The sequence below is a fragment of the Micromonospora sp. NPDC006431 genome, assembly GCF_042870725.1.
In the GTDB taxonomy this organism is placed as follows: Bacteria; Actinomycetota; Actinomycetes; order Mycobacteriales; family Micromonosporaceae; genus Micromonospora.
Genome location: NZ_JBIAHQ010000004.1, coordinates 441,880 through 464,094, shown reverse-complemented (window position 1 = coordinate 464,094; position 22,215 = coordinate 441,880). Strand labels below are relative to the sequence as shown.

At 74.4% G+C, this 22,215-nt stretch carries 17 protein-coding genes; 6 read left to right on the top strand and 11 right to left on the bottom strand.

Annotated features, from left to right (window positions below):
- Positions 1 to 35 precede the first annotated feature (35 nt).
- From ACFYM6_RS11260 to pcaF, 3 genes are all read right to left on the bottom strand, one after another.
- Complete coding sequence (locus tag ACFYM6_RS11260; RefSeq protein WP_387274448.1) at positions 36 to 2,192, bottom strand: putative bifunctional diguanylate cyclase/phosphodiesterase; 2,157 nt, start codon at positions 2,190 to 2,192, stop codon at positions 36 to 38.
- Between the two features lie 6 nt (positions 2,193 to 2,198).
- Positions 2,199 to 3,017 carry an SAM-dependent methyltransferase gene (locus ACFYM6_RS11255; protein WP_387274446.1) on the bottom strand — a complete coding sequence of 273 codons (819 nt, stop codon included), beginning with the start codon at positions 3,015 to 3,017 and terminating at the stop codon, positions 2,199 to 2,201.
- Positions 3,018 to 3,231: 214 nt separating this feature from the next.
- Positions 3,232 to 4,437 (bottom strand): 3-oxoadipyl-CoA thiolase, encoded by a 1,206-nt coding sequence (gene pcaF / locus ACFYM6_RS11250; RefSeq protein WP_387274444.1) that lies wholly within the window; start codon positions 4,435 to 4,437, stop codon positions 3,232 to 3,234.
- A gap of 105 nt (positions 4,438 to 4,542) precedes the next feature.
- Between pcaF and ACFYM6_RS11245 the strand changes: the two genes are divergently transcribed.
- The 4 genes from ACFYM6_RS11245 to ACFYM6_RS11230 all read left to right on the top strand — a co-directional run bounded on the left by ACFYM6_RS11245 (position 4,543) and on the right by ACFYM6_RS11230 (position 8,772).
- The gene (locus tag ACFYM6_RS11245; protein WP_387274443.1) at positions 4,543 to 5,508 is read left to right on the top strand and encodes a glutathione S-transferase family protein; all 966 of its coding nucleotides are present in this window, start codon (positions 4,543 to 4,545) and stop codon (positions 5,506 to 5,508) included.
- Positions 5,501 to 6,121: a DUF998 domain-containing protein gene (locus ACFYM6_RS11240; RefSeq protein WP_387274441.1), complete on the top strand. Its 621-nt coding sequence runs from the start codon at positions 5,501 to 5,503 to the stop codon at positions 6,119 to 6,121. The genes ACFYM6_RS11245 and ACFYM6_RS11240 overlap by 8 nt, the downstream gene beginning before the upstream one ends.
- 229 nt (positions 6,122 to 6,350) lie before the next feature.
- On the top strand, positions 6,351 to 7,643 hold the full coding sequence (locus tag ACFYM6_RS11235; RefSeq protein ID WP_387274570.1) for a dicarboxylate/amino acid:cation symporter: 1,293 nt from the start codon (positions 6,351 to 6,353) through the stop codon (positions 7,641 to 7,643).
- Between the two features lie 61 nt (positions 7,644 to 7,704).
- Complete coding sequence (locus tag ACFYM6_RS11230) at positions 7,705 to 8,772, top strand: NADH:flavin oxidoreductase/NADH oxidase (RefSeq protein WP_387274439.1); 1,068 nt, start codon at positions 7,705 to 7,707, stop codon at positions 8,770 to 8,772.
- A 117-nt stretch (positions 8,773 to 8,889) separates the two neighbouring features.
- Here ACFYM6_RS11230 and ACFYM6_RS11225 read toward each other — a convergent pair whose 3' ends face one another.
- The 6 genes from ACFYM6_RS11225 to ACFYM6_RS11200 all read right to left on the bottom strand — a co-directional run bounded on the left by ACFYM6_RS11225 (position 8,890) and on the right by ACFYM6_RS11200 (position 18,556).
- The gene (locus ACFYM6_RS11225; RefSeq protein WP_387274438.1) at positions 8,890 to 12,390 is read right to left on the bottom strand and encodes an ATP-binding cassette domain-containing protein; all 3,501 of its coding nucleotides are present in this window, start codon (positions 12,388 to 12,390) and stop codon (positions 8,890 to 8,892) included.
- 86 nt (positions 12,391 to 12,476) lie between these two features.
- Positions 12,477 to 13,070: a TetR family transcriptional regulator gene (locus ACFYM6_RS11220; RefSeq protein ID WP_357433617.1), complete on the bottom strand. Its 594-nt coding sequence runs from the start codon at positions 13,068 to 13,070 to the stop codon at positions 12,477 to 12,479.
- 90 nt (positions 13,071 to 13,160) lie between these two features.
- Complete coding sequence (locus ACFYM6_RS11215; RefSeq protein ID WP_387274436.1) at positions 13,161 to 15,311, bottom strand: YhgE/Pip family protein; 2,151 nt, start codon at positions 15,309 to 15,311, stop codon at positions 13,161 to 13,163.
- A complete protein-coding gene (locus ACFYM6_RS11210) occupies positions 15,308 to 16,033 on the bottom strand; it encodes an ATP-binding cassette domain-containing protein (protein ID WP_387274435.1) in 726 nt (241 codons plus the stop codon). Before ACFYM6_RS11210 ends, ACFYM6_RS11215 begins: the two co-directional genes overlap by 4 nt.
- A 151-nt stretch (positions 16,034 to 16,184) precedes the next feature.
- Positions 16,185 to 17,024, bottom strand: a complete 840-nt coding sequence (locus ACFYM6_RS11205) for a GNAT family N-acetyltransferase (protein WP_387274433.1) — start codon at positions 17,022 to 17,024, stop codon at positions 16,185 to 16,187.
- A 305-nt stretch (positions 17,025 to 17,329) separates the two neighbouring features.
- Positions 17,330 to 18,556, bottom strand: coding sequence for an MFS transporter (locus ACFYM6_RS11200; RefSeq protein ID WP_387274431.1), 1,227 nt, complete (start codon positions 18,554 to 18,556; stop codon positions 17,330 to 17,332).
- A 121-nt stretch (positions 18,557 to 18,677) separates the two neighbouring features.
- On the opposite strand from ACFYM6_RS11200, the gene ACFYM6_RS11195 reads away from it, so the two are divergent.
- Positions 18,678 to 19,262 (top strand): PadR family transcriptional regulator, encoded by a 585-nt coding sequence (locus ACFYM6_RS11195; protein WP_387274429.1) that lies wholly within the window; start codon positions 18,678 to 18,680, stop codon positions 19,260 to 19,262.
- A gap of 64 nt (positions 19,263 to 19,326) precedes the next feature.
- Here the strand turns inward: ACFYM6_RS11195 and ACFYM6_RS11190 are convergent, their stop codons facing one another.
- Positions 19,327 to 20,148: a class I SAM-dependent methyltransferase gene (locus ACFYM6_RS11190; protein ID WP_387274427.1), complete on the bottom strand. Its 822-nt coding sequence runs from the start codon at positions 20,146 to 20,148 to the stop codon at positions 19,327 to 19,329.
- Between the two features lie 128 nt (positions 20,149 to 20,276).
- Between ACFYM6_RS11190 and ACFYM6_RS11185 the strand changes: the two genes are divergently transcribed.
- Entirely contained in the window at positions 20,277 to 20,963 is a 687-nt protein-coding gene (locus ACFYM6_RS11185; protein ID WP_387274425.1) for a winged helix-turn-helix transcriptional regulator, read from the top strand.
- Positions 20,964 to 21,037: 74 nt separating this feature from the next.
- On the opposite strand, the gene ispG is transcribed toward ACFYM6_RS11185, so the two are convergent.
- Entirely contained in the window at positions 21,038 to 22,210 is a 1,173-nt protein-coding gene (gene ispG / locus ACFYM6_RS11180; protein WP_387274423.1) for a flavodoxin-dependent (E)-4-hydroxy-3-methylbut-2-enyl-diphosphate synthase, read from the bottom strand.
- Between the last annotated feature and the right edge of the window lie 5 nt (positions 22,211 to 22,215).

The window sequence follows — 22,215 nt, the reverse complement described above, 5'->3', positions numbered from 1 at the left end:
CGCTCCGCCGGTGGGCCCGACCGGCGGCGAGCCGGTCACGCCGCCGCCTCCTCACCGGCCAGCCGGCGGCGGATGTGCTCGGCCGGGACCGGGGCGCCGAACCAGCGGCCCTGCCCGGTGTCGCAGCGCAGCGCCCGCAGCCGCTCCGCCTGCGCCTCCGTCTCCACCGCCTCGGCGGTCACCCAGAGTTCCACCGCGTGGGCCAGCCGGACCAGCGCGTCGACGATCCGCTCGTCCCGGTGGTCGGCGGCGTCCGCCCCGTCGGCCCGGATCCCCTCCACGAACGGGCCGGCCAGCTTCAGGCAGTGGATCGGCAACCGCCGCAGGTACGCCAGGTTCGAGTACCCGGTGCCGAAGTCGTCGATGGCCAGCCGTACGCCGAGGTCGGCGAGCTGGTGCAGGGCGCGCAGCGGCTCCCCGCCGCTGCCCATCACGGCGCTCTCGGTCAGCTCCAGCTGCAGCAGCTCGGCGGGGAGCCCGGTGTGCTGCAGGGCCTCGGCGACGGTCTCCACGATCGCCGGGTCGTCGGCCTGCCGGGCGGCCAGGTTGACGCTGACCACCAGCCGCGCGTCCGGGTACGCCCGCCGCCAGCCCTCCGCGTCCCGGCACGCCTGCCTCAGCACCCAGGCGCCCAGGCGCACGATCAGGCCGGTCTCCTCGGCCAGCCCGATGAACCGGTCCGGGCCGATCAGTCCCAGCTCCGGGTGCTGCCAGCGGACCAGCGCCTCCACCGCCACCATGGACCCGTCGAGCAGCGACACGATGGGCTGGTAGTGCAGCACGAACTCGCCCCGGTCCAGGGCGGCGGGCAGGCTCGCGGCCAGCGCCGAGCGGGCGATGTCCGCGGCGCTGCGCTCCGGGTCGTAGACCGCCCAGCGGCCCCGCCCCTCGGCCTTGGCCCAGTAGAGGGTGGTGTCGGCCGCCTTCATCAGCTCGGAGACGCTGGTCTCCTCGACCGGGCACTCGACGATGCCGATGCTGGCCGAGACGGCGAGCTGCTGGGTCCCGACCTGGACCGGGGCGGACACCGCGGCCAGGGCCAGTTCGGCCACCTCCACCGCGTCGTCGAGGCCGCCGCCGGAGTCGACCAGGATGACGAACTCGTCGCCGCCCATCCGGGCCACCAGGTGGCCGCGGCCGGCCACGCAGTCGGACAGCCGCCGGGCGATGACCTTGAGCAGCCGGTCGCCGAGGTCGTGGCCGAGGCTGTCGTTGATCGCCTTGAAGCCGTCCAGGTCGAGGAAGCAGAGCCCGACCCGCTCCTCCGGGCCGGCCCGGTCGAAGACCTCACCCAACCGCTCGAAGAAGAGCGTGCGGTTGGGCAGGCCGGTGAGCGGGTCGTGCAGCGCCTGGAAACGCAGCCGCTGCTGGAGCTCGTGCCGCTCGGTGATGTCCTCGATCATGGCGACGGTGAACCGGGGGCGGCCGTCGTCGTACCGGATCAGGGAGACGGCCAGGTCGGTCCAGACGACGCTGCCGTCCTTGCGGTGGTAGCGCTTCTCCACCCGGGCGCTGTCCCGCTTCCCCTCGATCAGCTCCTGGTAGAGCTCCCACATGCCGGCCGCGTCGTCGGCGTGGAACAGCGCGGCCACGTTGATCTGGCGCAGCTCGGCGACGGAGTAGCCGAGCATGTCCGCGAACGACTCGTTGACGTCGATGATCCGCCCGTCCACCCCGGCGATGCCGATCCCGATGGCCGCGCCGACGAAGACCGTGCGGAACCGGGCCTCGCTGTCCCGCAGGGCCTGTTCCACCGCGTCCCGGGCCTGCCAGGCCGAGCGGGCGATCCGCTCCTGCTGGTAGAAGGTGCGGTCGCGCAGCGCCCGAGCGAAGCCGGCGGCGAGCGCACCCTGCAACGCGGCGACCCGGTCCCGTGCCTCGGGCAGCTCGGCGCGGGTCGGCAGCACCGAGGGCAGGAACCGGTCACCGAGGGCCCGGACCGACCAGTCCAGCACCCCCGGCTCGGTGAGGTGCGCCTCCACCAGGGCCCGCCCCACCTCCTCCCCCGCCTCGGCGGAGAAGGTCGGGGCGCGCAGCGCCCGGCCCAGGCGTACGGCGTTCGCCAGCAGCAGGCGCTCGGTCTCGGCCGCGCTCATCGGCACGAACCCGAGCCGCCGCACCGCCCGGGCCCACTCGGCGGCGTACGCGGCGACACCCGGCCGGCTGAGGTCGTCCCCGTCGGGGGCGCTCATGTCGGCTCAGCCGGCGGGCCGGTCGTACCGGGCGACGCCGCCGAACGCCCCGAACCGCTCGGGGTGCTCGTCCACGTCGGACGGCGAGTCGGGCCGCCACAGCGGCATGTGCACCACGCCCGGCGCAAGGATGGTCCAGTCGCCGAAGAAGTCGGTGACCTCGGCCCGCGAGCGGAGCGTGATCTCGGTGGCGGTACGCGCCGACAACCGCTGCGCGTCGAGCATCTCCTGCGGCTGGTCCTCGAAGGTGGAGTGGGAGATGACCAGGTAGCTGTCCGGTGCGGCGGCGGCCCGCAGGGTGGCCAGGATGTCGGCGGGCCGGTCGGCGTCGTGGATGAAGTGGACCACCCCGGCGAGCAGGATGCCGAGCGGACGGTCGAAGTCGATCAGCGTGCTGGACCGGGCCTCGTCCAGGATCCGCTTCGGGTCGCGCAGGTCGGCCCGGACGGCGACCGCCCGGTCGTTGCCGGCCAGCAGTTCCTGGCTGTGCGCCACGGCGACCGGGTCGATGTCGACGTAGACGATCCGGGCGTCGGGGTTGGCCGCCTGGGCGACCTCGTGCACGTTGCCGACGGTGGGGATGCCCGACCCGATGTCGAGGAACTGGTCGATGCCGGCGTCGAGCAGCACCCGGACCGCCCGGCGCAGGAACTCCCGGCCCGCGCGCATGGTGGCGGGCAGGTGCGGGGTCATGCCGGCGATCTGCTCGGCGAGTTGCCGGTCGATCTCGAAGTTGTGCGCGCCACCGAGGAAGTAGTCGTAGACCCGGGCCGCGCTGGGCCGGGTCAGGTCGATCTCGGCGGGTGGTCCGTCCGGCGTCTGCATCGCTCGGCCCCCAGGTCGTCTCCGCGTGTGCGGGAACGTCCGGCGCCCGGGCATTTGGAAGGGACACCGGCCGACCCGCGGGATCGTGTCGTCCTGACCACTCTATGCGCCGAGCACCAGGTACGGGAGATCCACAGTCGACGGCCCGGACCGGCCGACCGCCGGTGCCGGGGCCGACCGTCCGGCCCGCGGGGCGCGCCGGGCGGACCACGGCTCAGGCGGCCGACTCCAGCAGCAGCGAGATACCCTGCCCGACGCCGATGCACATGGTGGCGAGGGCCCGCCGGCCGCCCCGGCGGCGCAGCTCCAGCGCGGCGGTGAGCGCCAGCCGGGCACCGCTGGCACCCAGCGGGTGGCCCAGGGCGATGGCGCCGCCGTTCGGGTTGACGTGCTCGGCGTCCTCGGGCAGCCCCAGCTCGCGCAGCACCGCCACGGACTGGGCGGCGAACGCCTCGTTCAGCTCGATCACGTCGAGGTCGGCCAGACCGAGGCCGTGCCGGTCCAGCAGCTTGCGGGTGGCCGGCACCGGGCCGACGCCCATGATCCGGGGTGGTACGCCGGCCGCCGCCGCGCCGCTCACCCGGGCCAGCGGGGTGAGGCCGTACCGGGAGACGGCGGCCTCGGAGGCGACCAGCAGGGCCACCGCGCCGTCGTTGACGCCGGACGAGTTGCCGGCGGTCACCGTGCCGCCCTCGCGGAACGGGGTGGGCAGCGCGGCGAGCTTCTCCAGCGAGGTCTCCCGAGGGTGCTCGTCGACCTCGACCAGCTTCGTCTCGCGCCGGCCGGCCGGCACGGTCACCGGCACGATCTCCTCGGCGAGCCGGCCGTCGGCCTGCGCCTTGGCGGCCCGCTGCTGGGAGCGGAACGCGAACTCGTCCTGCGCCGCCCGGTCGACGCCGTACTCGGCGGCGACGTTCTCCGCCGTCTCCGGCATCGAGTCGATGCCCCAGCCCCGCTTCATCAGCGGGTTGACCAGCCGCCAGCCGATGGTTGTGTCGTACACCTCGGCGGTGCGGGAGAACGGGGTGGTCGCCTTCGGCATGACGAACGGCGCCCGGCTCATGCTCTCCACCCCGCCGGCGACCACCAGGTCGGCCTCCCCGGCGACGATCGCGCGGGCCGCGGTGGCGAGGGCGTCCAGGCCGGAGCCGCAGAGCCGGTTGACCGTGCTGCCCGGAACCTCCTCGGGCAGCCCGCCGAGCAGCGCCGCCATCCGGGCCACGTTGCGGTTGTCCTCGCCGGCCTGGTTGGCGCAGCCGAGGAGCACGTCGTCGGTGCGGGCCCAGTCCACGGCCGGGTGCCGGGCGACCAGTTCGCGGATCACGTGCGCGGCCAGGTCGTCGGGGCGTACCCCGGCGAGGGCGCCGGCGTACCGGCCGATCGGGGTGCGGACTCCGGCCACGAGGTATGCCACGGTCATGGTGCTGCGTCCTTCGGGGGTGGAAGGGGCTGGCGGGGGCGCCCGCCGGGTCCCGGGGACGTCCGGCGCCAGGATATCCGCGCCCGGAACGGTTAGGTTGACGGCATGGCCCGGGCCCAGTTCAGCGCAGAGAGCACCCGCAGCGGTGAGTTCGTCCGCCAGCCCAACCGGTTCACCGGTCGGGTCACCCCGCACTCGACCTCGCCGGAGGGCGGCGGCCCCGACGACCAGGGCCGCTGGCCGCTGGAGGCCGGCCGCTACCGGTTGATCTGGTGCCGGGCCTGCCCGTGGGCGCACCGGGCCCGGATCGTGCGCAACCTGCTCGGGCTGGAGGACGTGATCTCGCTGGGCACGGTCGACCCGATCCGGGACGAGCGGGGCTGGCGGTTCGCGCTCGACCCGGACGGTTTCGACCCGGTGCTGGGGATCAGCTTCCTCTCCGACGCGTACCTGGCCACCGACCCGGACTACACCGGCCGGGTGACCGTGCCGGCGCTGATCGACACGCTGACCGGCCGGGTGGTGACCAACGACTACCCGCAGCTCACCCTGGACTTGTCCACCGAGTGGCGGCGGTTCCACAAGCCGGGCGCGCCGGACCTCTACCCGGTCGAGCTGCGCCCGGAGCTGGACGCCCTGATGGCGGAGATCCACCGGGACGTCAACAACGGGGTCTACCGGTGCGGCTTCGCCACCTCGCAGGAGGCGTACGACGAGGCGTACCGGGCGCTCTTCGCCCGGCTCGACGCGCTGTCGGAGCGGGTGTCCGGGCGCCGCTACCTGATGGGCGACCAGATCACCGAGGCGGACGTGCGGCTGTTCACCACGCTGGTCCGCTTCGACGTGGCGTACCACGGGCACTTCAAGTGCAACCGGCAGAAGCTGACCGAGATGCCGGTGCTCTGGGCGTACGCCCGGGACCTGTTCCAGACCCCGGGCTTCGGCGAGACGGTGGACTTCGACCACATCAAGCGGCACTACTACGCCACCCACGACATGATCAACCCGACCCGGATCGTGCCGCTCGGTCCGGATCTGCACGGCTGGACCACACCGCACGGGCGTGGCTGATCCTGGCGCCGCCCGGGCCGCCGCCGCGTCGGCCGCCGCCGGCTGCGTCGTGGCCGGCACGGTCGCCGTGACGGTCGCCGTGGTCGCCGGGCCCGGTCCGGGCCTGACCGGGTACGTCAGCGAGGCCGGTGTCACCGACAGCGGGTACGCCGGGGCGTACCGGATCGGGATCTTCGCCCTGGCGGCGGCGCTGCTGCTGCTCGCGGCGGCGCTGCCGCCGGCGCTGCGGACGGCGGCGGTGCTGCTCGCCGCCGGCGGGACCTGCACGGTGCTCTCCGGCGCGGTGACGTGCAGCGCCGGCTGCCCGCTGCCGCCGTTCGAGGCCGCCACCGTGGCGGATCTGGTGCACGGCGGGGCCAGCGTGGCGGCCACGGCCGCGGTGGTCTTCGCGATGCTGGCGCTGGTGCTCGCCCCGGCGGCGGGCCGGCCGCTGCGCCGGATCGCCGGAGCCGGCGTGGCGCTGGCCCTGCCGCTCTCGGGGGCGATCGCGCTGGCCATGCTGGCGGTGGGCCGCGGTGAACTGGTGGGGGTGCTGGAGCGGCTGCTGCTGGCGGTGGCCGCCGCCTGGGGCCTGGCCACGGCCACCGCCCTGGGGCTGTCCCGCCGACCGTGACGAACGGATGAACTCTGCCTGTAAGGAGCATCACGGCGGTCGATCCTTCCGCCTGTGGGCTGGCTGGGAGTAGCATCCGCAGGCGATGACCAACGTCTGGCACCTCACCGAGCGCCTGTACGTCGACCTCCGACGGCAGGCCAGCGGCGTCTGTCCGGCGCAGCCTCGTTCCTGACGCTGCCCTGACCGCCCCTCTCCAGACCTTGGACGCATCCTCATGGCTTCCGCCCTGCGCAAATTCCCCTTTTCCCTGCAGATCCTGCTCGGCCTCGTGCTCGGCGTGGTGCTCGGCTTCGTCGCCCGCGCCAACGACGTCAGCTGGCTGACCAGCACCCTCGACACGGTCGGCCACCTCTTCGTCCAGCTCCTCAAGCTGGCCGTGCCGCCGCTGGTCTTCACCGCCATCGTGGTCAGCGTGGTCAGCCTGCGCGGCGTGGCCAACGCGGCCCGGCTGGCGCTGAAGACGCTGCTCTGGTTCGGCATCACCGCGCTGATCGCGGTGAGCCTCGGCATCGGCATCGGCCTGCTCACCGACCCGGGCAAGGGCGTCACGCTCAACCTGGCCGGCGCCGCCGCGCCGAAGAGGACCGGCTCCTGGACCGACTTCCTCACCGGCATCGTCCCGACCAACCCGATCGGCGCCTTCGTGGAGGGCAACGTCCTCCAGATCGTCTTCCTCGCCCTGGTGGTGGGCGCCGCCGCGATGCTGATCGGCGAGGCCGCCGAGCCGTTCGTGGCGCTCAACCGGTCGCTGCTGGCCATCGTGCAGAAGGCGCTCTGGTGGGTCATCCGGCTCGCCCCGCTCGGCACCCTCGGCCTGATCGGCAACGCGGTCGCCTCGTACGGCTGGGACCTGCTGGCCCCGCTCGCCAAGTTCACCACCGCCGTCTACGTCGGCTGCGCGATCGTGCTCTTCGTGGTCTACCCGCTGCTGCTGGTGGCCGCGGGCCGGCTCAACCCGCTGCGCTTCTTCGCCGGCGCCTGGCCCGCCATCGAGCTGGCCTTCGTCTCCCGCTCCTCGGTGGGCACCATGCCGGTGACCCAGCGCTCGGTCGAGCGGCTCGGTGTCCCCCGCGAGTACGCCTCCTTCGCGGTGCCGTTCGGCGCCACCACGAAGATGGACGGCTGCGCCGCCATCTACCCGGCCCTGGCCGCGATCTTCGTGGCGCAGGTCTTCGGGGTGCACCTGGGCGTCACCGACTACCTGCTGATCGCCTTCGTCTCGGTGGTCGGCTCGGCCGCCACGGCCGGCCTCACCGGCGCGATCGTCATGCTCACCCTGACCCTGAGCACGCTGGGCCTGCCGCTGGCCGGTGCCGGCCTGCTGCTGGCGATCGACCCGATCCTGGACATGATCCGCACCGCCACCAACGTGGCCGGGCAGGCGCTCGTGCCGACCATCGTGGCCGCCCGCGAGGGCACCCTCGACCGGGCGGCGTACGACTCGGCCGGCAAGCGCGACCTGGTGGACGCGGACGAGGCCGACCGCCCCGCGGAGCGGCTCGCCCCCGTCCCCGCCTGACACCGCTGATCGAGAGGGGCCCCACCCGGGGCCCCTCTCCGTGTCGTTGGAGGATCCCGACATGAGTGCCCTGTTCACCCCGCTCGCCCTGCGCGGCGTCACCCTGCCCAACCGGGTCGCCATGGCGCCGATGTGCCAGTACAGCGCCGGCCCGGACGGCCTGCCCACCGACTGGCACCGGATCCACCTCGGCTCCCGCGCCGTCGGCGGGGTCGGGCTGATCATCACCGAGGCCACCGCCGTGGTGCCCGAGGGGCGGATCAGCCCCCAGGACACCGGGCTCTGGTCCGGCGCGCACGTCGACGCGTGGCGGCCGATCACCGCGTTCCTCACCGGGCAGGGGGCGGTGCCGGCCGTGCAGCTGGCGCACGCCGGGTTCAAGGCGTCGACCTACCGGCCGTGGGCCGCGCGCCGGGGTGGCGTGCCGGACGCCGAGGGCGGCTGGACGCCGGTCGGCCCCGGCAGCGAGCCGTTCCTGCCCGACCACCGGCGGCCGACCGCGCTCGACGAGGCCGGGATCGCCCGGGTGGTCGAGGCGTTCGCTGTCGCCGCCGGGCGGGCGCTGGACGCCGGCTTCCGCGCCGTGGAGATCCACGCCGCGCACGGCTACCTGCTGCACGAGTTCCTCTCCCCGCTGACCAACCGGCGGGACGACGCGTACGGCGGCGACCGGGCCGGCCGGATGCGGCTCACCCTGGAGGTGGCCCGGGCGGTCCGCGCCACCGTCGGTGCGGCGGTGCCGGTGCTCACCCGGATCTCCGCCACCGACTGGGTGGACGGCGGCTGGACCGTCGAGGACAGCGTGGTGCTCGTTGGCGAGCTGGCCGCCGCCGGGGTGGACCTGGTGGACGCCTCGTCCGGAGGCGCCTCGGCCGGGGCGAGCATCCCGGTCGGCCCCGGCTACCAGGTGCCGCTGGCCGCCCGGATCCGCCGCGAGGCGGGCGTGCCCACCGGCGCGGTCGGCCTGATCGTCGAGCCGGAGCAGGCTGAGCAGATCGTCGCCGGCGGCGAGGCCGACCTGGTGCTGCTCGGCCGGGAGCTGCTGCGCGACCCATACTGGCCCCGCCGCGCCGCCGCCAAGCTCGGCGCCACCCCCGACTGGCCGAACCAGTACACCCGCGCCTTCTGACCCACCCCGACCACCCCGGTCGGGTGCCAGGTCGATCATGAGGTTGGCGGGACGATTCGCCCCTTTCGTCGCCGCCAACCTCATGATCACCGGATCCCGACGAACCTGGCGGTCTGGTCAGCCCGCCAGGTGGCCCCAGTCGGTTTCCAGGTCGCGCCACGGCCCCTGCGCCATCACCGCCCCGTCGACCAGCACCACGACGTGGTCCGCCCGGACCAGCGCGGCCCGTTTGGCGGTCGACCCGACCACGGTCACGCCGTGCTCCCGCAGTGCCGCCCAGAGCGCCAGCTCGGTGGTGACGTCCAGCGCGGACGACACGTCGTCGGCGACCAGCAGCTCGGTACGCGGCGCCAGCGCCCGGGCCAGCGCCAGCCGCTGGAGCTGCCCGCCGGAGAGCCGGGTGCCCTTGTGCCCGATGAGCAGCCCGAGCCCACCGCCGGCGGCGGCCAGGTCGTGGTCGAGCTGGGCGGTCGACACCGCCTCGGCGGCGTCCACCTCGTGCCCGAGCGCGATGTTGTCGGCCACGGTGCCGGAGAGCACTCGGGGCAGCTGGCCGACGTAGCCGACCTGGTTCGGGCGCAGGAACAGCTCCGGCTCGGTCACCGGCTCGCCGTTCCAGCGCAGCGCGCCGGCGTGGTGGACGATCCCGGCGAGGGCCCGCAGCAGCGACGACTTGCCGGATCCGACCGGCCCGACCACCAGCACCAGCTGTCCCCGGTCGACGGTGAGGTCGACGTCGCGGACGGCGAGGGTGCCGTCGGTGTGCAGCGCGCCGAACCCGGCCAGCTCCAGCCGGCGCAGCGGCCGCCGGGCCGCAGGCACCGGGGCCGGGGCGGTGCCGGCCGCGATGTCCACGCCCGGCACCGTCGCCGAGTACGCGGCCACCCCGGCCATCGCCACGGTCCGTCGGGTCCACACCCGGGCCGACGGGTAGTGGGACACCAGCGAGGCGGTGGTCCAGGCGAACCAGCGGGCCGCGCCGAGGGTGGAGACGGCCACCAGCACACCGCCGGCGGAGAGGCCGCCGGTCAGGTAGAGCGCCCACGCCCCGATCGGCAGCAGCCCACTGGCCATCGACGGAGTGGACCGCGCCCACACCTGCATAGCGATCTCCCGGCGCTGCCGGTCGCTGCGGACGACGTCCAGCCGGGCGAGGTGGTCCAGCACCGGGCGGGTGGCACCGGCCAGTTTCACCGTACGGGCCGCCGACAGCGAGGACACCAGCGCGGTCGCGAACGCCGCCCGCGCCTTCACCGTGCCCCGGGCGGTGCGTTCCAGCCGGGGGCCGAAAAGCGTCGCGGCCAGGCCGGAGACCACCATGGTGCCCACGAAGAACAGCCCGGGCACCACGCTGCCGGTCACCGCGACCATGCTCACCAGCAGCGCCAGGGCGATGAACTGGTCCATCAGGTTGTCGGCGAGCTGCACCACCCGATCGGTGTCGCCGCCCTGGGCCACCACCTCGGCCGGGGTGTGCCCGCTGACCCGGCGCGGTCCGGTCTGCCCGTGCACCAGGCGCGCGCTGATACGCAGCATCTGCCGAACCCACCACTGCGGGAACCGCAGGTTGGTGAGGAACGGCAGGGGCAGGATCACCAGCAGCGCGGCGGCGATGCCGAGCGCCGGCAGCCACGGGTCGCCGCCGTCGACGACGTCCGCCCACAGCCAGGGCAGGATCGAGCCGTCGAGGCCGAGCAGCAGCATGACGACGAACATGGCGACCGAGGCCAGGCCGTAGCGGGGATCGTTCAGGCCCAACCGCAGGATCTCCCGCATGGTGCGCGCGGGCGGTGCGGGTGGCGCCGGCGGCGGGTCGGTCTTCGGTACGGCCACCGGTCGCTCGGCCGGCGCCGGCGCGACGGTCGCCCCCGGCTCGTCGTCCCACTCGCCGGCTGGCGCGGGCAGCAGGTCCACCCCACCGCGTCCCGCGGTCGCGGCGGCGTACGCGCCGGCATGGCTGTGTGCCAGCAGTTCGGCGAAGCGTTCCGACTCGTGCAGCGGGCCGGCCTCCAGCACCGCACCGTCACCCATCACCACGACCTCGTCGCAGCGGCGCACCGAGGAGAGCCGGTGCGCGATGACGATGCCGATCCGGCCGGCGAGCAGCCGCTCGGTGGCCTGGCGTACCCGGTTCTCGGTGACCGGGTCGAGCCGGGCGGTGGCCTCGTCGAGGATCACCACCTGCGGGTCCCGGACCAGGATCCGGGCGAACGCCACGAGCTGCTCCTGCCCGGCGGAGAGCGCCTGCCCGCCCTCACCGAGCCTGGTGTGCACCCCGTCGGGCAGCTCGGCGACCCAACCGTCCAGCCCCAGCTCACCCAGCGCCCGGGGGGCTTCGTCGAGCAGGTCGGGGTCGAAGAGGGCGACGTTCTCGGCGAGCGTGCCGGCCAGGATCTCGGTGCGCTGCGGCACCACGGCGATCCACTGCCGCAGCCGCTCCACGTCGAGGTCCACCAGGTCGGTGTCGCCGAGGAAGACGGTGCCGCGCGGCACCTCCACCGCCCGGGTGAGCACCTTGGCGAGGGTCGACTTGCCCGACCCGGTCCGCCCCACCAGGGCGTAGGACCGGCCACGGGCGAAGGTGAGTCGCACGTCGCGCAGCGCCGGGCCACGGTCGGCGTCCGAGGTGGCGGGGTAGCGGAAGGTGAGCCCCCGCACGGTGAGGTCGCCCTCGGCCGGGGCGACGCCGCCGGCGGGTTCCTGACGGGCGTCGGAGAGCAGTTGCACGCGGGCCCACGCGCCGAGCGCGTACTGCAGGTGCGGCACCCAGCGGGCGATGTGCTCGACGGTGGCCCCGAAGGCGAGGGCGAGCAGCCAGATCGCGGTGAGCCGGGTGCCGTCCACCCGGCCGGTGGTGAGCGCCCAGGCCCCGGCGAGGACGACGGCGGCGATGCCGGCCCGGATACCCCCGCCGGCGACGGTGGTGACCTTCGCGGACATGAGGAACACCCGCTTGCCGCGGGCCAGCACCTCGGCGGCGCGCCGGGCGTACAGCCGCAGCACGTACGGCTGGGCGAGGCTGGTCCGTACGTCGTCCTGGCCGTGGACGGCCTCCTCCATCACCGCGGCGAGATCGGACCAGGCCTCCTCCTCGGCCATCCGGGCCGGGCCGATGCGGGCGGTCGGCCGGCGCAGCAACACGCCGAGCAGCGCGGTCAGCACCACCATGCCGACCCCGGCGGGCCACCAGACGAAGAGCGCGCTCACCGTGGCCAGCAGGCAGACCGCCAGCCCCTGGGCGAGCCGGACGCCGGTGTTCCGCAGCTCGGAGGCGACCTGGTAGACGTCGTTGTCGATGCGGTCGAGCAGCTCGCCGACCGGGGTGGTCTCCAGGGTGGGCAGGTCCTGCCCGAGGGCCACCCGGCAGAGCCGGCGGCGTACGTCGGCCGACCAGTCCGCGGTGACCCGGGCCATCACCAGCCCGATCACCAGGTCGCTGACGACGACGGCGACCAGCGCGGCGGCCAGCAGCACGAACCAGCCGCTCGACCGCTGCACGAGGACCGGGCCGGCCAGCGCGGAGGCGGCCGCCTGACCGCCGGCACCGAGGACGGTCAGGAACCCCACGAGGGCCATGCGGCGGGGTGCGGTGGCCCAGAGATCTCGGAGCAGGCGCATGGACAGTCCTCCGGACTCGGGTCGGTGGGGGCGGTACCCCCAGCCTTCCGGCCCGGCCGCGACGGCTCAAACCATTTACGTGCGGTTCACGTCTGGGCGACCCGGCGGACGATACCGAGCAGCGCCTCCTGCACGTCCTCGATCGGCCGGTCCGGCTGAAAGACCAGCCAGTCCACGGCCACCACCAGACCCACGCCGAACAGCGCCGAGCTGGCCGTACGCACGTCCAGGTCGGCGGGGAGGTCACCGCTGGCCACGCCCGCCCGTACGGTCTCCGCGATCACCTCGATGGCCTCGCCGCGCAGCAGCCGCAGGGTCTGCTGCCACTCGCGGTTGGTGCGCCACATCTCGGAGAGCAGGAGCTGGGCGAAGGCCCGGTAGCGGCGGATGTACTCCAGCTCGGCGCGGACCAGCGCGGCGAGCGCCTCGCGGGGCGGCAGCCCGGCGACCGCGGCGCGGAAGTCGGCGGTGAGCAGGCCGATACCGTGCCGCAGCAACTCCTCGAAGAGGACCGTCTTTGACTCGAAGTTGTAGTAGACGGTCCCCTTCGCCACCCCGGCCCGGGCGGCGATGTCGTCCACGGTGGTGGCGGAGAAGCCCTGCTCGGCGATGAGCTCCACCGCCGCCACGAAGAGGCGCTGGCGGGTGTCCTCCCGTCGGCGCGACCGTCCGTCCGTCACTCGCCCTCCCCGTCGACCGGTCCGGTGCGGGCCGCCGGAGCGACCCGCGCCGGGGGCCGGGCGCCACCGCCGTGCCGCCCATGAGCATCCTCACATGACCAGTTCGGGGTGCAGCTTGGCCGGGGTGAGCCGGCGGGACCGGCGCGCCGCGCCGACGGTGAGCGCCAGCGCGCCCGCGCCGAAGGCGACCAGCACCAGAGCCCCGGTGACCACCGGCCCGGCCGGGCCGCCGTTGATGGTGTGCCGCAGCCCGGCCACCACGTACGTCATCGGCAGCCAGGGGTGGATCGCCTGGAAGAAGCCGGGCGAGGTCTGCACCGGGTAGGTGCCGCCGGAGGAGGTGAGCTGCAGCATCAGCAGGGCCAGCGCGGCGAGCCGGCCGGCCGGGCCGAGCGCCACGCCGAGCAGCTGCATGATCGCGGTGAACGCCAGCGAGGTCAGCGCGAGCAGGCCCAGCGTCGCCATCCGGTGCTGCGGGTCGAGGCCGAGCACCAGGGTGACCACGGTGAACAGCACGGCGGACTGGGCCAGACCGATCGCCGCGGCGGGCAGCCAGCCGGCGAGGGCGACCCGCCAGCCGGGCGCCCCGGACATCACGTGCCGCCGGTTGACCGGCCGCAGCAGCATGTACGTGATCATCGCGCCGACCCAGAGCGCCAGGGCCAGGAAGTACGGCGCGAAACCCACCCCGTACGAGCCGGCCGGGTGGTGCGCGGTGCGGAGCAGGCCGACCGGGTCGCCGAGGATGTCGGAGCGGCTGTCCGCGTCGTGGTACCCGGGCAGCTTCCGCTCACCGGCCGCGAGCCCGTCGGCGAGGTCGCCGGCGCCGCTCTCCAGCTTGGTCAGCCCGTCGGCGAGCCGGTTGCTGCCGCTGCTGAGCTGGGCCAGGCCGCCGTCGAGCTGCCGGGCACCGGTGGCGAGCCGGTAGAGCCCGCCGCGGAGCTGGTGGGCGCCGTCCGTGGCGCTGCCCAGCCCGTCGCGGAGCTTGGCGCTGCCCTGGGCGAGGGTGTTGAGCCCGCTGGCGAGCTGGTCGACCTGGGCGCGGGCGGCGGCGACGTCGTCGGCCAGGTGCGGCGCCGCGGCGGCGACCTCCCGAGCGGTCTGCTCGACCTCGGTCATCTGCTTCTTGAGCGCCGTGAGGTCGGTCCGGTCGAGGGCGGACGTCATGGCGCGGGCCGCGGTGACGGCGTTGTCGGCGGCCCGCCGCGCGGCGACGAGGTTGGGGTCGTCGGCCAGCTCGGGGTGCGTCTTGACCACGGCGTCGAGGCGGTCGCGGACCTGCTCGGCCTGGGTCACCACCTCGTCGGCCCGGGCCGGGAGCGCGTCGAGGCCGTCGGCGAGCGCCTGCGCGCCCTCGGCGACCAGGCTGGCGGCCCGCTGGATGTCGGCGGCGTTCCGGCGCAGCAGCGGCTCGTACCGGTCGGCGGCGGCGTCCACCTTGGCCGCGGCGGCGCGGGTCTCGGTGGCCGCGCGGTTGGTGCCGTCGGCGATCTGTGCCGCGCCGGTGTAGAGCTGGTCGAGGCCGCTGGCGAGCTGCTCCGCTCCCCGCACGGACTGGTTGAGGCCGCCCGCGAGCTGCCCGGCGCCGTCCTCGGCGGTGCCCAGCCCGTCGGCGAGCTGTCCGGCCCCCTGCTGCGAGGCGCCGAGCCCGTCGTGGAGCTTGCCGGCCCCGTCGGCGGCCCGGCCGGTCTCGGCCTTGGCGTCGGTGAAGCCGATCAGCATCCGGTCGAAGTACGACGCCGCGGTGCTCTCCGCGGCGGCGGCCCGGATCTCGCTGAACGCGGAGCGGGCGAGCAGCCCGGACAGGTAGTTGGTGGCGTCGTCGTTGACCACCTTCAGCTCGCCCCGGCGGGCCGGCTGGTCCGGTTCCGGACTGGCGACGAGGGTGGCGGAGAAGTCGGCGGGGATGGCGAAGACCAGGTGGTACCGCCCGTCGCGCAGCCCCTCGGTCGCGTCGGCCTGGTCGGTCACCGTCCAGCCGAAGACCTTCCGGTCCAGCAGCTCGTCGGTGAGGTCCCGCCCGGCGTGCACCTCGCTGCCGTCGCCGGCCTTCGCCGACCGGTCGGCGTTGACCAGGGCGACCGGGATCCGGTCGAGGTTCCCGTACGGGTCCCAGAAGGCGTAGAGGTAGAGGGCTCCGTAGAGCAGCGGGATGACGGTGAGGACGGCGAGCGCGGCGCGCGGCAGCCGGCCCCGGGTCATCCGGCGCAACTCGAAGAGCGCGAGTCGAACGACACTCATGCCTTCACCTCGGCGGTCTGGTTCTGGTCGGCCGCGACGTGCGGCGCGACCATGGCGGGGGTGGGGAGGGACGGGTCGCCGATCCGGTGCACGATCGCGGTGGCGCCCGGCTCGACGGCCCGGGCGCTGGCGATCACCGCGTACCCCTGGTCGGCGAGGCGGGCCAGGGCGGCCCAGATCCACTCCCGCTCGCGGGCGTCGGAGCCGGCGTCCACGCCGTCGGCGACGATCAGGCTCGGGCCGCTGAGGCTGGCCAGCACCAGCCCGAGCACCTGACGCTCGACGGGGGTGAGGTCCCGGCCGTACCGGTCGGGGTCGAGCGGAGCGTCGGTGAAGCCGGCGCCGGCGATCGCGGCGGCGAAGGCGTCCCGGCGGTACGCCCGGCGGGCCCGCACGGCGGCGACCGGGACGAGTTGCCGGCGGCGGCGCGGCACCGGCCCGAGCAGCAGCAGCCGCTCCTGGATGTGCTCGGCCACGGTCAGTGTTGGGTCGGGTTCGTGCACGCCGACGACCTGCCCAAGCGCCGCTGGCCCCCGGCGGCGCAGTTCCCCGTCGGTGTGCGGGAAGCGCCCGGCCAGGGTGAGCAGCAGCGAGGTACGCCCGCTGCCCGGCGGCCCGGTCACCGCGTGCAGCTCGCCCGCCTCGGCGACGAGGTCCACGTCCCGGTACACCCAGCCGCGGCGGGTCCGCAGCCCGAGCCCGCCGGCCTCGACGATCTTCATCGTCCCGTCCTGAAAACTAAACTGACTGGTCAGTGCAAAAACATGCCCAGCATAACGCCGGCTGTCCGGTTCGGCGCAATTCGGAGCGGCGTGATCCCGGCCATGCCGCAGCCAGCAGGCGATCGCTGTGCCGAGGCGTGGAAAGGACCCCTCAGAAGAGGACGGTGGCGAGGGTGCCCACCGGGCGGAAGCCGCAGCGCTCATACACCCGCCGGGCGGGCAGGTTGAAGTCGTTGACGTAGAGGCTGACCGTCGGGGCGACCCGGATCAGCGCGTCCCGTACCACCGCCGCCATGGCCGCCGTGGCGATGCCCCGGCCCCGCCACTCCGGCGCCACCCAGACCCCCTGCACCTGGGCGGTCCGCCTGGTGACCACGGCCAACTCGGCCTTGAAGATCACCTTGCCGTCCGCGAACCGGGCGTAGGCGCGGCCCGCGCGGACCAGGTCGGCCACCCGCCGCCGGTAGCCGCGCCCACCGTCCTCGGCCAGCGGCGAGACGCCGACCTCCTCGGTGTACATCGCCACGGCCGCCGGGAAGAGCCGATCGACCTCACCGCTGCGCACCCGGCGCACCTCGGAGTCGGCCGCCACCGCGGGCAGGGCGTCCGTGGCCAGCAGCGGCTGGTTCGGGCGTACGTCCCGAGCCGGCCCCCAGTACGCGGAGAGGCGATCCCAGAGCCCGAGCACCGCGTCGGCGCGCCCGACGATCGAGGAGCAGAGCCGCTCCTCGGTGCTCAACTGGTCGGCGAAGGCCGCCACCGCCGGCGCCGTGGCGAGCACCGGCGTCAGGTTGCCACCCAGCCAGCAGATCGACTCCAGGTGGCGGCGGGAGCCGTAGCCCAGGATCCGCCCCTCGGCCCGCCACCAGGCCAGCCCGCGGGCCGCCACCCGCTCGGCGACCTGCGCGCCGGCATAGGGGTCGAGGTCCAGCAGCCGCTCGACCGCGCGGCGCTCCGACTCCCCCAGTTGGCGTACCGGCACCGTCAGCACGGATACCAGCCTGCCAGATGCACCCCGGCGCGCGCGGGCTGACCTGCGGACCGCGACGGGATGTCCGGCCCCGGATCGCCGAGCCGCGACTCAGCCGACCGGCGGCCCCGGCGAGCTGCCGCCCCGGTGACCTGCAGCGCAGCCGGCCGCCGGTTCGGCCGAGGGGCGGAAAACCGAGCGGCGGCTCAGCCAAGCGGCAGCGGTGCGGCAACCGGCTCAGCCCAGCGGGAGCGGTGCCGCGACCGGCTCAGGCCAACCCGGACCGGCGCGGCCGCCGGCTGAGCCCGAGCGCCGCAGCCGCCGGCTCACCCGACCGGGACCGGCGCGGCCGCCGGCTCGGCCGGCCGGGTCCGCCCGGCCCAGGCCACCACCGGCGGCACCAGCACGCCGAGCAGCAGGAACAGGCCGCCGAGCAGCAACCAGCCCGGTACGCCCCAGCCGACGGCCAGGGTGGTCACCACCACCGGCGCCACCATCGAACCAAGCTGCATGCCCATCCCGTACGCACCCTGGTACTGGCCCTGCGCGTGCGCCGGGGCGAGGCCGAACGAGATGCCCCAGCCGGCTGCGGCGTGCCACAACTCGCCCACCACGTGCACCAGCGCCCCGCCGAGCAGCAGCGGCACGGCGACCGCGGTGGGTACGCCGCCACTGGCCGCGAAGAGCACGCAGGCAACCGCGATGACCGCGCCGGCGCGCCGGGCGGCCCGGCCAGCGCCGGCCAGCTCCTCGGTACCGCGCGAGGCGCGGACCTGGAAGAGCACCACGACCACGGTGTTGACCAGCAGGCATGCCGAAATGAGCCAGCGCGGGGCGCTGGTGTGCCCGGCGATCCACAGCGGCAGGGCGATGTTGATCAGGCCGAAGTGCATCGACATCAGCCCGTCGAGCACGGTGAAGGCGAGGAACGGGCGGTCCCGCAGCGCGATCAGCCGTGGCCCGTGTGCCGGCGCCGGCACCGGCGGCACGGGTGGCAGCCGGAGCAGCACCGCGGCGGCCACCAGGTACGTGGCGCAGTCGAGCAGGATCAGCGACACGTACGCGGTCCGGGTGTCGGCGGCCAGGGCGACGCCGGCCAGCACGGTGCCGACCGAGATCCCGACGTTGGTGACCGCGCGCAGGTAGGCCCGGGTGCGTACCCGCTGGTTCGGGGGCACCGCGCCGGCGATCAGCGCACCCCGGGCGCCCCGGGTGGCCGAGTCGGCGACCGCCATCAGCACCCCGACCACCAGGAAGCCGGCGAACGAGCGGACGGCCACCAGGGCGGCGGTGAATCCGGCGGAGGCGAGCAGCGCGGCGATCTGGAGGCCGCGCGGGCCGAGCCGGTCGGCCAGGTAGCCCATCGGGGTGCTGGCGACCAGGCTCACCAGCGCCGTGATGGTGAGGCCGACGCCGACCTGGGCCACCGTGAGCCCGACCGAGCGGGTCAGGAAGAGGGCGCTGGCGGTCAGCCAGGTGCCCCGGCCGACGGTGTTGACCAGCGTGGAGAGGGCGAGCGTCCGGGCCGGACCCGGTTCGGGAAGCAGGCGCACGTCGGGCAGCTTAACAAGACGTACGTACGGTTTTGCACTTCACCATCAGAACGTCTTGTCTACGATGCATTGCCGATATATCGTCGACGCATCAGCGATACGACGACAGAGGGAGAGCCCGATGGGTTTCCACCGACGGATGCACGCCATGCACGAGATGCGGATGCGCGGCTTCGGCTTCCCGCCCGTACCCCCGGGTCCGCCGTTCCCGCCCGGACCGCACGGCCACGGGCATGGCCGCGGCGGACGCGGCCGCGGCCGGGGCCGCCGGCCCAACGTGCGCGGCGCCGTGCTGGCCCTGCTCACCGAGCGACCGATGCACGGCTACGAGATGATCCAGGAGATCGACTCCCGGACCGGCGGTGCCTGGCGGCCCAGCCCCGGTTCGATCTACCCCACCCTGCAACTGCTGGAGGACGAGGGTGTGATCACCGCGGCCGCCGACTCCGACGGCGGCCGGAAGCGGTTCGCCCTCTCCGAGCAGGGCCGGGAGGAGGCGGCCACGGCGGCCCAGACTCCGCCCTGGGCGGAGTTCGCCGAGACGACCGTCAACAGCTGGCACGACATCCGCGACGCCGGCGCGCAGGCGATGCACGCGCTGCGCCAGGTGATGATGACCGGCACCGACGACCAGCGGGAACGCGCCGCGCAGGTGCTCGACGAGACCCGCCGCAAGCTGTACGCCATCCTCGCCGAATCCGAGTGAGCACGGCCGGCACGCCGGCCGGGGTGGCCAGGACCCGACCACCCCGGCCGGCGCCGGCGTCCGGTCAGCCGCGCCGGCGCGCGGTGACCAGCAGATACTCCCACCGCATCGCTCCGGCCTCGAAGTGCCGCCGCGCGAGGTCGGCGAGGTCCTGATCGAGGCCGGCGACCCGGTCGGGGTCGCCGGCGATCGCCCGGTAGACCGCGATCGTCGGTCCGTAGTGGGCCTTGAAGAAGTCCCGGAACGCCTCCGGGCCGGCGAACCGGTCCACCGTGACCGCCTGACGGCGGGTGACGACGTCGGTGACCCGGTCCCCGAGCAGCGCGCGGACATGGTCCTCGCTCCCCCACAGCGGCGGGGGCTGCGCGCCCGGCCGTGGCGGTGGGGCGTACGGCTTCATGGTGGCGAACATCTGCCCGATGAACCCCTCGGGCGTCCAGTTGACCAGGCCGATCGTGCCACCCGGGCGACAGACCCGGACCAGTTCGTCGGCGCCGGCCTGGTGCCGGGGCGCGAACATCACGCCCACGCAGGACAGGACCCGGTCGAACTCGCCGTCGGCGTACGGGAGCGCCTCGGCGTCGGCCTGCTGCCACGTCAGCTCGGCGCCGCGCGCCGCGGCGAGCGCCCGCCCGATCTCCAGCAGCTCAGGCGTCAGGTCACTGGCGACCACGTCGGCCCCGGCCAGGGCCGCCGGAATGGCCGCGTTGCCGGTCCCGGCGGCGACGTCCAGCACCCGGTCGCCGGGGCCGACGCCGGCCGCCTGGACCAGGGTCGCCCCCAGCTCCGGGATGACCTCCGCGGCGACGGTGGCGTAGCTGCCGAGCGCCCACATCTGGCGGTGCCCGGCCTTCACGGCCCGATCCCGCTCCATCGACTCGATCATCACTGCTCCTCTGCCTCGTCCTTCACTACGGACGGTAGGCAGCGGGCAACCGGCAACCTAGTACGAGATGTGTACCGGTCCCGACAGCTTCCTGGTCGGGCCGGCGGCACCGGCGTAGCGTGCCGGCCATGGGGGCCTCCTACCACCAGTTCTGCCCCGTCGCGAAGGCCATGGAGCTGCTCGACGAGCGGTGGACGCTGCTCGTGATCCGGGAGTTGGTGAGCGGGTCCGAGCGGTTCAACGAGCTGCGCCGCGGCCTGCCCCGGATGTCGCCCAGCCTGCTGTCCCGGCGACTGCACCAGCTCGTCCGGGCCGGCGTCGTGGAGCGGCACGTCGAGGGCCCCGACGTGCGGTACGTCCCGACCCAGGCGGGGCGGGAGTTGCGGCCGGTGCTCGAGGCGCTCGGCGCGTGGGGCGTCCGCTGGATCGGTGAGCTGGGTGACGCGGACCTGGACCCGAAGCTGCTGCTGTGGGACATGCACCGCCACGTCGACCACGGCGCCGTCCCGGACGGGCGGACGGTCGTCCAGTTCCGCTTCCACGACGTGCCGGCCGACCTGCGGGACTGGTGGCTCGTCATCACCGCCGGGGAGGCCGACGTCTGCGACGTGGACCCGGGCCACGAGGTCTCCGTGACGGTGCGCGCGAGCCTGCGCGGCCTGGTGCAGGTCTGGCTCGGCGACCTGAGCTGGCCGGAGGCGCTGCGCGGCGGCGCGGTGCAGGTGGCCGGCCCGGAGGCGCTCCGCCGGGCCCTGCCCGGGTGGTTCACCCTCTCCGAGTTCGCTGCCGTGCCCAGGCCGACGGTGCGGGCCTGACCCCGGACGGGCCGGAAACGACACGTGCGGCTGCCCCCCGGCGGGGACAGCCGCACGTCGTGGCGGATCCGCGCTCAGTGCACGGTGACGGTGGCTCCGGGAACCAGGTCGCGGAGCTCCTCGGGGATCTCGGCGCCCATCTCGGCGGCGAGCCGGAGCGCCTCCTCGATCAGGGTCTCCACGATCTGCCCCTCGGGGACGGTCTTGATGACCTGGCCCTTCACGAAGATCTGGCCCTTGCCGTTGCCGGAGGCGACACCGAGGTCGGCCTCCCGGGCCTCGCCCGGGCCGTTCACCACGCAGCCCATGACGGCGACGCGCAGCGGCACCGGAAGCCCCTCCAGACCGGCGGTGACCTCCTCGGCCAGCTTGTAGACATCCACCTGGGCCCGGCCGCAGGACGGGCAGGAGACGATCTCCAGGCCCCGCTCGCGCAGGCCCAGCGACTCCAGGATCGCGGCGCCGACCTTGATCTCCTCGACCGGCGGGGCGGAGAGGGAGACCCGGATGGTGTCGCCGATCCCCTCGGCCAGCAGCGCGCCGAAGGCGACCGCCGACTTGATGGTGCCCTGGAACGCCGGGCCGGCCTCGGTGACACCCAGGTGCAGCGGGTAGTCGCACTTCTCGGCAAGCTGCCGGTACGCGCGGATCATCACCACCGGGTCGTTGTGCTTGACCGAGATCTTGATGTCCCGGAAGCCGTGCTCCTCGAAGAGGGAGCACTCCCAGAGCGCCGACTCGACCAGCGCCTCGGCGGTGGCCTTGCCGTACTTGGCCAGCAGCCGCTTGTCCAGCGAGCCGGCGTTCACGCCGATCCGGATCGGCACGCCCGCGTCGCCGGCGGCCTTGGCGATCTCCTTGACCTTGTCGTCGAACTGCCGGATGTTGCCCGGGTTCACCCGGACCGCCGCGCAGCCCGCGTCGATCGCGGCGAACACGTACTTCGGCTGGAAGTGGATGTCGGCGATCACCGGGATCTGCGACTTCTTCGCGATCGCCGGCAGCGCCTCCACGTCGTCCTGCGAGGGCACGGCGACCCGGACGATCTGGCAACCGGACGCGGTGAGCTCGGCGATCTGCTGCAGCGTCGCGTTGACGTCGGCGGTCAGGGTGGTGGTCATCGACTGCACCGAGACCGGCGCGCCCCCACCGACCGGCACCGAGCCGACCATGATCTGGCGGCTGGCCCGGCGCGGGGCGAGCGGCGGCGGCGGTACGGGCGGCATACCGAGACTGACAGCGGTCACTTCAG

Excerpts from the sequence above, each read along its gene's own strand:
- ACFYM6_RS11260 (WP_387274448.1), bottom strand. The coding sequence starts at position 2,192 with ATGAGCGCCCCCGACGGGGACGACCTCAGCCGGCCGGGTGTCGCCGCG.
- ACFYM6_RS11255 (WP_387274446.1), bottom strand. The coding sequence starts at position 3,017 with ATGCAGACGCCGGACGGACCACCCGCCGAGATCGACCTGACCCGGCCC.
- pcaF (WP_387274444.1), bottom strand. The coding sequence starts at position 4,437 with ATGACCGTGGCATACCTCGTGGCCGGAGTCCGCACCCCGATCGGCCGG.
- ACFYM6_RS11245 (WP_387274443.1), top strand. The coding sequence starts at position 4,543 with ATGGCCCGGGCCCAGTTCAGCGCAGAGAGCACCCGCAGCGGTGAGTTC.
- ACFYM6_RS11230 (WP_387274439.1), top strand. The coding sequence starts at position 7,705 with ATGAGTGCCCTGTTCACCCCGCTCGCCCTGCGCGGCGTCACCCTGCCC.
- ACFYM6_RS11225 (WP_387274438.1), bottom strand. The coding sequence starts at position 12,390 with ATGCGCCTGCTCCGAGATCTCTGGGCCACCGCACCCCGCCGCATGGCC.
- ACFYM6_RS11215 (WP_387274436.1), bottom strand. The coding sequence starts at position 15,311 with ATGAGTGTCGTTCGACTCGCGCTCTTCGAGTTGCGCCGGATGACCCGG.
- ACFYM6_RS11210 (WP_387274435.1), bottom strand. The coding sequence starts at position 16,033 with ATGAAGATCGTCGAGGCCGGCGGGCTCGGGCTGCGGACCCGCCGCGGC.
- ACFYM6_RS11195 (WP_387274429.1), top strand. The coding sequence starts at position 18,678 with ATGGGTTTCCACCGACGGATGCACGCCATGCACGAGATGCGGATGCGC.
- ACFYM6_RS11190 (WP_387274427.1), bottom strand. The coding sequence starts at position 20,148 with ATGATCGAGTCGATGGAGCGGGATCGGGCCGTGAAGGCCGGGCACCGC.
- ACFYM6_RS11185 (WP_387274425.1), top strand. The coding sequence starts at position 20,277 with ATGGGGGCCTCCTACCACCAGTTCTGCCCCGTCGCGAAGGCCATGGAG.